9 protein-coding genes are annotated in these 11,482 nt (G+C 71.0%); 4 read left to right on the forward strand and 5 right to left on the reverse strand.

From position 1 onward, the window contains the following. The first annotated feature begins 41 nt into the window (after positions 1 to 41). Entirely contained in the window at positions 42 to 410 is a 369-nt protein-coding gene (locus ACFXI4_RS13700; RefSeq protein ID WP_362713675.1) for a metalloregulator ArsR/SmtB family transcription factor, read from the forward strand. A gap of 73 nt (positions 411 to 483) precedes the next feature. Here ACFXI4_RS13700 and ACFXI4_RS13705 read toward each other — a convergent pair whose 3' ends face one another. The 5 genes from ACFXI4_RS13705 to ACFXI4_RS13725 all read right to left on the reverse strand — a co-directional run bounded on the left by ACFXI4_RS13705 (position 484) and on the right by ACFXI4_RS13725 (position 8,212). After that, positions 484 to 1,752: an SGNH/GDSL hydrolase family protein gene (locus ACFXI4_RS13705; RefSeq protein WP_384990149.1), complete on the reverse strand. Its 1,269-nt coding sequence runs from the start codon at positions 1,750 to 1,752 to the stop codon at positions 484 to 486. A 62-nt stretch (positions 1,753 to 1,814) separates the two neighbouring features. Beyond that, a complete protein-coding gene (locus tag ACFXI4_RS13710) occupies positions 1,815 to 4,442 on the reverse strand; it encodes a hypothetical protein (RefSeq protein WP_384990150.1) in 2,628 nt (875 codons plus the stop codon). Between the two features lie 320 nt (positions 4,443 to 4,762). Continuing rightward, positions 4,763 to 5,725: an electron transfer flavoprotein subunit alpha/FixB family protein gene (locus tag ACFXI4_RS13715; protein WP_384990151.1), complete on the reverse strand. Its 963-nt coding sequence runs from the start codon at positions 5,723 to 5,725 to the stop codon at positions 4,763 to 4,765. Between the two features lie 58 nt (positions 5,726 to 5,783). Next, positions 5,784 to 6,569, reverse strand: a complete 786-nt coding sequence (locus tag ACFXI4_RS13720; RefSeq protein ID WP_384990153.1) for an electron transfer flavoprotein subunit beta/FixA family protein — start codon at positions 6,567 to 6,569, stop codon at positions 5,784 to 5,786. A 101-nt stretch (positions 6,570 to 6,670) separates the two neighbouring features. Continuing rightward, positions 6,671 to 8,212 carry a 3-hydroxyacyl-CoA dehydrogenase gene (locus tag ACFXI4_RS13725; protein WP_384990154.1) on the reverse strand — a complete coding sequence of 514 codons (1,542 nt, stop codon included), beginning with the start codon at positions 8,210 to 8,212 and terminating at the stop codon, positions 6,671 to 6,673. Positions 8,213 to 8,687: 475 nt separating this feature from the next. Here ACFXI4_RS13725 and ACFXI4_RS13730 point away from each other — a divergent pair, with 475 nt between their 5' ends. The 3 genes from ACFXI4_RS13730 to ACFXI4_RS13740 all read left to right on the forward strand — a co-directional run bounded on the left by ACFXI4_RS13730 (position 8,688) and on the right by ACFXI4_RS13740 (position 11,474). Then, complete coding sequence (locus tag ACFXI4_RS13730; RefSeq protein WP_121418689.1) at positions 8,688 to 9,590, forward strand: LysR family transcriptional regulator; 903 nt, start codon at positions 8,688 to 8,690, stop codon at positions 9,588 to 9,590. A gap of 117 nt (positions 9,591 to 9,707) precedes the next feature. After that, positions 9,708 to 10,931 carry an acetyl-CoA C-acetyltransferase gene (locus ACFXI4_RS13735; RefSeq protein ID WP_384990155.1) on the forward strand — a complete coding sequence of 408 codons (1,224 nt, stop codon included), beginning with the start codon at positions 9,708 to 9,710 and terminating at the stop codon, positions 10,929 to 10,931. A gap of 84 nt (positions 10,932 to 11,015) precedes the next feature. Continuing rightward, positions 11,016 to 11,474 (forward strand): MaoC family dehydratase, encoded by a 459-nt coding sequence (locus ACFXI4_RS13740; RefSeq protein ID WP_384990157.1) that lies wholly within the window; start codon positions 11,016 to 11,018, stop codon positions 11,472 to 11,474. Positions 11,475 to 11,482 lie beyond the last annotated feature (8 nt).

The following is an 11,482-nucleotide window of genomic DNA, read 5'->3' on the forward strand; positions in this document are numbered from 1 at the left end:
AGACATCCCCTACAGATCCGACCGGCAGAGAGCGAGCGGTCATGCAAGTCCCCCTCTACCAGGCCAAGGCAGACTTCTTCCGCATGCTCGGGCACCCCGTACGGATCAGGGTCCTTGAACTGCTCCAGTACGGTCCCGTCCCGGTACGGGACCTTCTCGCCGACATCGAGATCGAACCGTCCAGCCTCTCGCAGCAGCTGGCCGTCCTGCGCCGGTCCGGCATCGTGATCTCCATCCGGGAGGGATCCAGCGTCAGTTACGCGCTGGCCGGCGGCGACGTCGCCGAACTCCTCCGCGCCGCCCGCCGCATCCTCACCGAACTCCTCGACGGGCAGAACGTGCTCCTCGCGGAACTCCGGCAGGCCGACGCGTCCGCCGCCCCGCCCCTGCCCGCCAACAACCGCGGCTGACCGGCACCGCGGGGTGCCGATCGGGCCTTGTGGAGGCGGAATCCGAAACGGGTCACCGCCGGAGAGGGGACGGTCACGTCAGCAGGGACAGGTCGACCGCGTTGGCCAGCGCCTGCATGCCGGCCTCGTTGGGGTGGATGTGGTCGCCCGAGTCGTAGGCCGGGTTGAGGGCGGCGGGGTCGTCCGGGTCGGCGGCGGCCTTGGCGAAGTCCACCACCCCGTCGAAGGCCCCGCTGGTGCGGATCCACTGGTTGGCCGCCTGGCGGATCGCCTCCGCGGAGTCGCTGTAGTAGCCGTTGCCCTTGTCCGGCAGCATGGTGCCGCCGATGATCCGGACTCCCGCGGCGTGCGCCTGCCGGATCAGGTCGCGGTAGCCGTCGATCAGGTCCTGCGCGGTCAGTGGCGCGCCGCCGGGACCGGCGTTGTTGCCGATGTCGTTGATGCCCTCCAAGAGGATCACGTCCCTGACGCCTGGCTGGCCGAGCGCGTCATGGGCGAAGCGCTTGGTGGCGCTGACGCCCTGCCAGATGTTGGGGACGTCCGTCAGGACGCGGTTGCCGCCGATACCGGCGTCCACGACGCCCATCGGGCTGGTGGCGGCCAACCGCCGGGCCAGGTCGTCGGGCCAGCGGCGGTAGGCCCCCGCCGGGGTGTTGTAACCGTCGGTTATCGAGTCGCCGAAGGCCACCACGGTGCCGCGGGCGTGCGTCGGGACGACGTCGATCCCGGACAGGTAGTACCAGGAGGTTCTCGCCGCGACGTAGGACGCGTCGGAGGTCTCGGCGGTGTGGTCGCCCGGCGTCGACAGGTAGCTGGTGTCGAAGGCGTCGGAGTGCCAGGTGGCGGAACTGGTCGCATGGGGCAGGTAGATGCTGATCAGGATGCTCTGGTCGGCCTTGACGTGCATGGCCACCGGGTCGCTGACCACTTCCCCGCCGGTGGGGACGGTCACGGACCGCCGGCGGTCGAAGGTGACCGGGAGCAGCGACCGGGCGACCGCCGTGGCCCGGTCGGCCTGCGCGCCGATGGTGACGTGTGCCACCGACAGCGGGATCGTGCCGCGCAGGTTGGACAGGTGGATGCGCAGTGCGTCGCCGTCGACGGTGGAGTGGGCGACCATCCGTATGGTCTGGTCGTTGAAGTTCGGTCCGCCGACCGTCATGCTCGGCGACCAGGCCGCGACCCGCCGGTCCTGAGGCGCCTGGGCGTGCGAGGCGGTGGACGCGGTCGCCGGGGAGTCGGCGGTGCGGCCTACGGCGAGTTGCGCGCCGGCGAGCAGTGCGACGACCGCGGCGGGTGCCGTCAGCACGGTGAGCAGTTTACGTCTGGGTGCGGCAAACATGGGTGTTTCCTTTCTCCCGGCGCATGGCCGGCCCGGTGGCGGTGAGTTGCCTGTGACCGCGGTCAGTCGAGGGTGAAGCCGTCCACCAGGAGGTAGTCGCCGCCGGCCTTGGTGAGAGTCAGGGTGTGCGTGCCGGCCGGCAGGTTCGAGACCGTGAACACGCTCTGCTGGGCGTGCCGTTGCGGGGTGTTCGCGCTGACGGTCTCCTTGGAGTGGCCGTCCAGCGTGACGGCGATGTCGCCTTCGTCGGAGTTCGTCTCGGTGAGGAAGCTGATGCCGGTGCCGGTGAAGGTGATCGTGGCGGCGGCGCCGTCGTGCTGCGCGTAGTGCACCCCGTTGTCGAGGTCGCCGTAGCCGCGGGAACCGCTGGAGGACCAGTTGCCGGTGTACGAGATCCGCAGGTCGTCGTCGTCGACGGTGCGGCCGGGCAGGGTGCCGGGGCCGGCGGCGTCGACGATGGCCCTGGCCGCCGGCGGCCAGTTCCCGTCCGTCACCACGGTGGCCTGCTCGAACGAGATGTCGGTGCCGCTGTTGTTGTAGGAGGCGGTGTCGCTGTAGTTGTCGTGGATCGAGTCGTCGTGGATGCTCGGCGTCCACAGGTTCGTCCAGAGCGACCCGTTGGCGAAGCGCACGACGTTGTCGTGGGTGTTCCACATCGAGCTGCCCTCGTCGTGGTAGATCATGTTGCAGCCGTCGATGCACTCCGACAGCACGTTGCCGGCGAATTCCGAGGGTGCGGACTGGCCGCCGAGGGTGTAGATCGGACCGCCGTCGAAGAGCGCGCCCATCACGCTGTGCACGTGGTTGCCGAGGATCTTGTTGCCGCCGGCGTACGTGGTGCCGTGCAGGCAGGGGTCGGGCAGACCTTGCTTGGCCTGCAGGGTGCAGTTCGACGCCCATCCCCAGCCCCAGCCGATGGACATGCCGGAGTACGGGGTGTAGCCGACGTCGTTGTGGGAGACGGTCGTCGCCCTGCTGTGGCCGACCCAGACGCCGACCGCGTCCTGGTACTCCTGGCCGGGGAACTGCACGGTGTTGCCCGAGACGGTGTTGCCGCTCGTCATCAGGGCGGGGTCGGTCTGGTAGTAGTCGTCCACCTCGCCGACCGAGACACCGCTGCCGGAGGTGTCGGTGACGGAGCTGTCCTCGATCGTGGAGTCCTGTGTCTGGTCGGCCAGGTCGATGCCGCTGGTCCCGGTGTGCTGGACCACGTCGCCGGAGAAGGAGATCCGTTTGCCCCGGTGCACCTGGACCGCCGCGGGGATACGGATCGGGGTGCGGGTCGCCGGGTCCCAGAGCACCCCGGCCTGGTTGTCCACGTAGCCCTCGGCGGACGGGGCGTTCCATGTGGTGTAGGCGAAGGTCAGCCCGGAGAAGACGATGTCGTGCACGGGTGCCACGACGTCGGGGATCACGGTGAATCCGTCGACGAGCAGGTAGGTCCCGCCGGTCTTGACCAGACGCAGGGTGTGCTTGCCCTTCGGGAGTCCGGTGACGGAGACCATGGCCTGCTGGGCCAGCCGCTCCGGGCCGTCGCCGGAGACCGTCGAGACCTTCTTCCCGTCGATGTACACGTCCGCGGTGCCCTCGTCGGAGTTGGTCTCCGACACCACCTGGATCCCGGTGCCGGTGAAGGTGTAGCTGACCGCGTCGCCGTTGCCGGAGGTGTAGTGCACGTCCGCGTTCAGGTCGCCGAGGTGGCGGCCGTCGGAGTAGCCCCAGTTGCCGGTGTAGGTCGCCCGCCAGTCGGTGTCGTTGACCGGGGCCAGGTGTCCCGGGGTGCCCGAGGCGTCGACGAGTTCGGGCGCCACCGGCAGTTCGACGTCCGCCGTCGCCAGGTTCTCGCCCGCGCGTGGCACGTAGTAGAGGTACCCGGCGTTCTCGTCGAGATAGAACTGGCCTGGTGTGCCGAGGAGTTGGTAGGCGTTCTCCAGCCAGGTGATGCCGTCCATCGACGGCAGTCCGGCGCCGTTGAAGGGAAAGCTCGGGTTGGGCACCGCGTTGTGGTTGTTGTTCCAGCAACCGGGATCGACGGTGAGGTCCGAGCCGCCGTGCGCGGAGCGGGTGATGGACGCCAGCGGGCAACGCATCTGCTTCCAGCCGCTGTTGTGCACGACCTCGACCTGCGCGGGGTTCGTCCACGCGGTGTACGAGGCGTCAGCGGTGGTGAAGCCGGTGGCGGTCACGGAGAACCCCGACGGGTTGCGCGTCCCGCGGGCGCGGTCGGCACGCTTCCCGTCGACGAACAACTCCCGACTGGTGATGCCTGCGGGAACCTTGGCCCGGTAGATGTTCTTCGCCGCGTCGACGCGCGCGAAGCCGGTGATCCGGGTCGCGCCGCTGAGCACCGGCGTCTGCCCCGCGGCCGCCCGGTACACCACCGGGTGGCCGGGCCGGCCGGAGTTCTGGACGCCCAGCCGGAAGGGAGCGGTGAGCCGGTAGGTCCCGCCGTCCAGTTCGACCACGACATCGCCCGGGGCCTGCGGGACGAGAGATCTCGCACGGTCGCGAGCGGTCTCGAGACTGCACGGATTCCGGTCACTGCACGCCGAACCGCGCCCGTCTGGCGCGACATGCAGAGTGTCCGCCGCGTGGGCGGACGCGTCGGCGGCGACGGCTTCGGGCGGGCCGCCGGTGAAACCCAGACAGGCCACGGCGGCAGCAAGGCACGCGGCGACATTGGTGCGCATAGTCGATCTCCCACAGGACGAGCGAAGGCTCAGACATCCGATGAATGTACGGAACCGTGTCGCCAAGTCCTAGACCTGGGACGGAATTTGTATGACGACATCCGACCTGTCTCGGAGCGAGTCCGGAAACGCGAGGGTGTTCACCGGCTTCGACGACTTCTCCGCTCCGGGCGTCCGTGCGCTTGGGGGCAGCCCGAAGGCACTGACATCGATGTGCGGTGTCGCTGTCAGTGCCTTCGGGGGTTCAGGGGGCTGGGGCGAACGGGAGGGGTTCCCCTTGGTGTCGTAGGCCCGCGCGCGGTGCGCGGGCCTCGACGCGATCAGGCCTTGCGGGCCCGGATCTCCTCGGTGAGACGGGGCACGACCTCGAACAGGTCGCCGACCACGCCGTAGTCGGCCAGGTCGAAGATCGGTGCCTCGGCGTCCTTGTTGATCGCCACGATCGTCTTCGAGGTCTGCATGCCGGCCCGGTGCTGGATCGCGCCCGAGATACCCGCCGCGACGTACAGCTGCGGCGACACGCTCTTGCCCGTCTGGCCGATCTGGTGCGCGTGCGGATACCAGCCGGAGTCGACGGCCGCGCGGGACGCGCCCACCGCCGCGCCGAGCGAATCGGCCAGGGCTTCGATGATCCGGAAGTTCTCCGCGCCGTTGACACCGCGGCCACCGGCGACGACGGTCTCCGCCTCCGTCAGCTCCGGGCGTCCCGTCGACTCGCGCCGGGTCCGCGAGGTGATCCTGGTGCCCGTCGCCCGGTCCGCGAAGACCACTGCCAGCTCCTCGACCGTGCCGGCGGCCGGGGCGGCCTCCACCGGGGCCGAGTTGGGCTTGACGGTGATGACCGCGACGTCCCGGGTCACGCGCGAGCGGGTGGTGAAGGCCGCGGCGAACGCCGACTGCGTGGTGACCGGGCCGTCGGGGCCCGCCTCGACGTCGACGGCGTCGGTGACCAGGCCGGCGCCGACGCGCAGCGCCAGGCGGGCGGCGATCTCCTTGGACTCGGCCGAGGACGGCAGGAGGACCACGGCCGGGGAGACGGCGGCGCAGGCGGCCTGCAACGCGTCGGCCTTGGGGGCCACCAGGTACTCGGAGTACTCGGGGGCGTCGTGCGCGAGGATCCTGACCGCGCCGTGGTCGCCCAGGATCTCGGCGGCGGCCTGCGCGCCGGCGCCGAGATGCACGGCGACCGGCTCGCCCAGGCGGCGGGCGAGTGTGAGCAGTTCGAGGGTGGGTTTGCGCACCGCTCCGTCGACGTGGTCGACGTACACGAGGATGTGGGTCATGGACGTGTCTCCTGCGGATGAAGAAGAAGGACGTGGACGGGTGGGCGTCGGCCCGGGCTCAGATGTACTTCCGGGCCGCCAGGAACTCCGCGAGCTGCTTGCCGCCCTCGCCCTCGTCCTGGACGATCGTGCCCGCGGTGCGGGCCGGGCGCTCGGCCACCGCCTCCACCGCGGTCCAGGCGCCCTTGAGTCCCACCTCGTCGGGGTCGATGCCGAGGTCCGACAGGTCCAGGGAGTCCACCGGCTTCTTCTTGGCCGCCATGATGCCCTTGAACGACGGGTAACGGGCCTCACCGGACTGGTCGGTCACCGACACGACCGCCGGCAGGGACGCCTGAAGCCGCTCGGACGCCGCGTCGCTGTCCCGGCGGCCCGTGACCTGACCGCCGGCCACCGAGACCTCGGACAGCAGGGTGGCCTGCGGGACGGCCAGGCGCTCGGCCAGCAGCGCGGGCAGGACCCCCATGGCGCCGTCCGTGGAGGCCATGCCGCAGACGACGAGGTCGTAGCCGATGTGCTCGATGGCCTTGGCGAGCACGAGCGAGGTGCCCAGCACGTCCGTGCCGTGCAGGCCGTCGTCCTCCACGTGGACGGCGCGGTCGGCGCCCATGGACAGCGCCTTGCGCAGCGCCTCCCTGGCGTCCTCGGGACCCACCGTCAGTACGGTGATCTCCGCGTCGTCCGACTCGTCGGCGATCCGGAGGGCCTGCTCGACCGCGTACTCGTCGAGTTCCGAGAGAAGTCCGTCGACGTCTTCGCGGGCGACCGTCGAGTCGTCGGCGAAGTGCCGGTCGCCTGTCGCGTCGGGCACGTATTTCACGCAGACGGTGATCCTCAGGGTCATGACTGTTCTTCCTTCGCTCGTGCGTTGTCGTGCGATTCGTTCGTCGTGCCGGGGCGCTCGCCCCGGCGATGCGTTCCCGGAAGCGGGAGGGGGCGCGTGCCTCAGGCGTCGGCGACCGGCGGGACGGCGCCCGGTTCGGTGAGCGGCAGGCCGAGATGCGCGCGCTCGGTGACCCAGCGGGTCGGCCGGTAGCGGGGGTCACCGGTGCTGCGGTGGAGCCCTTCCTGCAGGGCGAGCAGGCGCCGGGCCCCGATCCGGTCGCCCCAGGCCAACGGACCGACCGGGTAGCCGAGTCCCGCCGTGACGGCGAGGTCGATGTCGCCGGGGGCCGCGAGGCAACGCTCCGCGACGGAGGCCGCCACCGAGATGATCGACGCCAGCACCCGCTGGGCGACCGAGCCCGCCGTGTCGCGCACGACGGACACCGGGACGGCCTCTGCACCGCCGGCCGCCCGTGCCAGCACCGCGCGCGCGTCGCGCACCGCGGTCCCGTCGGACGCCGGGGTCATGGCCAGCACCCGGCGACGGGCGGTGAGGGACAGGGGGTCGACGCCCAGGGTGCGCTCGGCCGGCAGGCCGCCCTCGGCGATCGCGGAGGCGACGGTCGTTCCCCAGACCGGGCACAGCACGAGAGCCTGCTCCGAGGGCGCGGACGCCTTTTCGAGGGCCGCCCCCGACTCGCTGAGCACCGTGCGCAGCGTGTCGCCGTCCCGGCCCTCGCCGGCGACCCACACCGGCCGGCCCGGATCGCCGGTGACGGGTTGTTCCGTCAGGTCGGCGGGGGCCGGGATGCCGGGGCCGTACGCGTAGAAGCCGCGCCCGGTCTTGCGGCCGTGCAGGCCCGCCGCCACCCGGTTGGGAGCGAGGTAGGAGGGGCGCAGCCGGTCGGAGTGCCGGAAGCCCTGCCAGATGGAGTCGGTCACCGCGGCGGTCACGTCCAGGCCGGTGAGGTCCATCAGCTCGAAGGGGCCCATGCGCAGTCCGAGTACGTCGCGGGCGATGCGGTCGATGCCCGTCGTGTCGCTGACGGACTCCTCCAGCAGGGCGAACGCCTCGGTGATCAGGCCGCGGCCGACGTGGTTGATCAGGAAGCCGGGGGTGTCCGAGGCGACTACCGCGGCGTGTCCGGTGGCCCGGACCAGTTCGACGAGGGTCCGGGGGATCTCGGGGCGCGTCAGCGCGCCCGGAACGACCTCGACGATCCTCATCAGCGGCACGGGATTGAAGAAGTGCAGGCCGCAGAGGCGGGACGGATCAAGGAGTCCCGACGCGATCTGTGTCACAGGCAGCGAGGACGTGTTGGTCGCGAAGACCGTGCCCGCGGGCAGGATGTCCTCCAGCTGCCGGAACAGCTCCGTCTTGGTGGCCAGGTCCTCGCGGACAGCCTCGATGACCAGCCCCACGTCGTCGCCCGGCGCGGCCGGCGAGTCCACCGGCAGCAGCCGTGCCGAAGCGGCTCCGGCGGCCTCTTCGGTCATCCGCTGCTTCTGGGCGGCGCGTTCGAGCATGTGCTGGACGAAGACGACGGCCTCGCCGACGGCCTCCTGCCGCACATCGGCGAGTTCGACGGTGTGGCCGGCGACCGCCGCCCACTGGGCGATGCCGCGGCCCATGGCGCCGGCGCCGACAATCCTGATGCGCATGTGGATCTCGCCTCCCTCTCGGTTCTCGGATTTCCGCTCCCGCTCCGGTGGTGCGGGAGCCGGATGCGTTCTGCTGACCCGGCCGCTTCGGTCCGCGGCCGCCGGCGGATCGCCGGCACTCCGCGCCTCCCGTGCCCGGGCCCCGTTGACACCCGGCGTGTCGCGGCCCGGGTGCGGTGACCACCCACCGCCGACGCACCCCGCGGGGCCCTGTCGCCCTGACCTCCCGACTCTGGGGAGACCGAAGTCCGCGCGAACGGCCGCCGTCCGAGGTGGACGGACGTGTCCGCCGGTGTGCCACGCGGGAACGCCCGCGCCCGGACGCCAGGCCGGAGCTGCGCGGACCGGTTCAGCGGACGGTCTTACGCTGCCAGCCGTAATCCATTAATGTCCAATACTAAATGGCACACGCTTTAAGACGTTCATTCGATGAATGACCGGGATTCCTCCCGGAGTCGGAACAGTGGGAACCACCATGGAACTGCGCCGCCTGGTCGCCTTCGTAGCCGTCGCCGAGGAACTGCACTTCGGCCGTGCCGCCAAGCGGCTCCAGATGGCCCAGCCACCGCTGAGCCAGCAGATCCGGCAGTTGGAGAAGGAGCTGGGGGTCCAGCTCTTCGAGCGCAACACCCGCTCGGTCAGGCTCACCAGCGCCGGCCAGTCCTACCTGGAACCGGTGCGTACCGTGCTCAAGGACCTCGACCTGGCCACCCGGGCCGCCAGGGCCGCCGGGCTGGGCCAGTACGGGCGCGTGACCGTGGGCTTCGCCGGCGCCTCCAGCCACGAGAGCCTGCCCCGGCTGACCCGGGCCGTCAGAGCCGTCCACCCCGGCATCGAGCTGGTCCTGAAGGGCCAGACCTACGCCAACGCGGCCCTGGCGGGCGTCGCGGAGGGCTCGCTGGACCTCGGTTTCGTCCGGCTCTCGGCAACTCCCCCGGGTGTGACACTGCGGGTCATCGGGGAGGAGGAGATGATCTGCGCGCTGCCCTCCTACCACCCCCTGGCCCAGCGCGATCGGATCCCGATCGCCGCCCTGGGCGAGGAGCCCTTCGTGAGTTTCCCCGCCAACGCCGGCTCCAGCCTGCGCGACGCCACGTTCCAGGTCTGCGACACGGCCGGGTTCACGCCGCGGGTGGTCCAGGAGGCTCCGGACTCCCACACCATCCTGGCGCTGGTGGCCGCCGGAGTCGGGGTGACGCTGACCCTGACGTCCTGCCTGCACGTCCAGCAGACCGGCCTGGTGTACCGCCCGCTGGCCGGGCCGCCCATCCGGCTCCAGGCGGCGCTGGCCTGGCGTACGGACAATCCCTCGGCCGCGCTGCACTCGGTCCTCACCGTGGCCGAGGAGGCGCTGCCGACCCCCACCCTGAGCACCTAGACGATTTCCGTCCGAGTCCGGCGTGAATCAGGTATTGGATCTTCTTGGTGCCGGAGTGCGAGGCTCGGTGGGAACGGTTCCGCCGTAGAGCTTCCCCCACCAGGGAAAGGCAGTCGCATGTCCGAACAAGCCGATGTCGTCATCTGCGAGCCGCTGCGCACACCGATCGGGCGCTTCGGCGGCGCGCTCGCGGACCAGCGTCCGGCCGGTCTCGCGGCGCTCGTCATCGCCGAGATCGTCGGCCGCACCGGGATCGGTCCCGAGCGGATCGACGAGGTGATCCTGGGCCACGCCTACCCGACCTCCGACGCCCCCGCGATCGGCCGGGTCGCCGCCCTCGACGCTGGGCTGCCCGACTCGGTCACCGGCGTCCAGGTCGACCGCCGTTGCGGATCGGGCCTCCAGGCCGTCCTCGACGCCGCCATGCAGATCCGCAGCGGCTTCAGCGATGTCGTCGTCGCGGGCGGGGTGGACGTCATGAGCGCGGCCCCCTTCTACACCCACGACGGCCGGTGGGGTATCAGGACGCCGAGTCTCGAACTCCACGACTCCCTGGCGCGTGGCCGGGCCACCGCCGGCGGCGTCAACCACCCCGTTCCCGGGGGCATGATCGAGACCGCGGAGAACCTCCGCCGCGCCTACTCCATCTCCCGCGAGGACCAGGACACCCTCGCGGTGCGCTCCCAGCAGCGCACCGCTGCCGCCGTGGCGGCCGGGCTGTTCAAGGACGAGATCGTCCCCGTCACGGTGCGCACCCGCAAGGGCGAGGTCACCGTGGCGGAGGACGAACACCCCCGCCCCGGCACGACGGCGGAGCAACTGGCCGCACTCCGGCCGATCATGGGCAGGTCCGACCCGGAGGCGACCGTCACCGCGGGCAACGCCAGCGGTCAGAACGACGCGGCGGCCGCCTGCCTGGTGACCACCCGTGCCACGGCCGGGCGTCTGGGCCTGACCCCGCTGGTGCGGCTGGTGTCCTTCGCCCGCGCCGGGGTGCCCGCCGAGACCATGGGGATCGGCCCGGTGCCGGCCACCCGGAAAGCCCTGGACAGGGCCGGGCTCACGCTCACCGACATGGGCCTGATCGAGCTCAACGAGGCCTTCGCCGCCCAGGTACTGGCCTGCACACGGGTGCTGGGTCTGACCAACGCCGACCACGAGCGGATCAACGTCAACGGCTCCGGCATCTCCCTCGGCCACCCCGTCGGGGCGACCGGCGCCCGGATCCTGGCCACCCTGGTGCGCGAGATGCACCGCAGGGGAACCCGCTACGGCCTGGAGACGATGTGCATCGGCGGAGGCCAGGGCCTGGCCGCGGTGTTCGAACGCATCACCGGCTGACGTCCCGCCGGACCGCAGGCACCGACCGGCCGATGACCGGCCGTCATCCAACCAGGAACTGAACCAAGGAAATCGGAGTCCATCGTGACACTGACCGCCAACGGCATACCGGAGATCGCGAAGCTGGCCGGCCGCGATCTCGGACACTCCGAGTGGAGGGAAGTCACTCAGGAGCTCATCGACGCCTTCGCGGCGGTCTCCGGCGACGGCCAGTGGATCCACACCGACGTCGAACGCGCGGCCGCGGGCCCGTTCGGGCGCACGATCGCGCACGGCTACATGGTGCTCAGCTGGGGCATCCCCATGGTGGCGGAACTCCTCCAGGTCACCGGCGTGGGCATGGCCCTCAACTACGGTGTGAACAAGGTGCGTTTCCCCGCGCCCGTGCCGGTCGGCAGCAGGATCCGCCTGCACGCCGGGATCACCGAGGTGCGCGAGGTGAGCCGGGGCGGCATCCAGGTGCACCGCGCCTTCACCTTCGAACTCGAAGGATCCGACAAGCCCGCCTGCGTCGCGGAGTCCCTCACGCACTACTACCCGTAAAGAGAGCC

Origin of the sequence: Streptomyces sp. NPDC059224, from assembly GCF_042754285.1 — a bacterium.
GTDB lineage: Bacteria > Actinomycetota > Actinomycetes > Streptomycetales > Streptomycetaceae > Streptomyces.

What these genes read in the sequence shown, in the direction of transcription:
- ACFXI4_RS13705 (WP_384990149.1), bottom strand. Translation starts at nt 1,752, where the DNA reads ATGTTTGCCGCACCCAGACGTAAACTGCTCACCGTGCTGACGGCACCC.
- ACFXI4_RS13725 (WP_384990154.1), bottom strand. Translation starts at nt 8,212, where the DNA reads ATGCGCATCAGGATTGTCGGCGCCGGCGCCATGGGCCGCGGCATCGCC.
- ACFXI4_RS13720 (WP_384990153.1), bottom strand. Translation starts at nt 6,569, where the DNA reads ATGACCCTGAGGATCACCGTCTGCGTGAAATACGTGCCCGACGCGACA.
- ACFXI4_RS13710 (WP_384990150.1), bottom strand. Translation starts at nt 4,442, where the DNA reads ATGCGCACCAATGTCGCCGCGTGCCTTGCTGCCGCCGTGGCCTGTCTG.
- ACFXI4_RS13700 (WP_362713675.1), top strand. Translation starts at nt 42, where the DNA reads ATGCAAGTCCCCCTCTACCAGGCCAAGGCAGACTTCTTCCGCATGCTC.
- ACFXI4_RS13735 (WP_384990155.1), top strand. Translation starts at nt 9,708, where the DNA reads ATGTCCGAACAAGCCGATGTCGTCATCTGCGAGCCGCTGCGCACACCG.
- ACFXI4_RS13715 (WP_384990151.1), bottom strand. Translation starts at nt 5,725, where the DNA reads ATGACCCACATCCTCGTGTACGTCGACCACGTCGACGGAGCGGTGCGC.
- ACFXI4_RS13730 (WP_121418689.1), top strand. Translation starts at nt 8,688, where the DNA reads ATGGAACTGCGCCGCCTGGTCGCCTTCGTAGCCGTCGCCGAGGAACTG.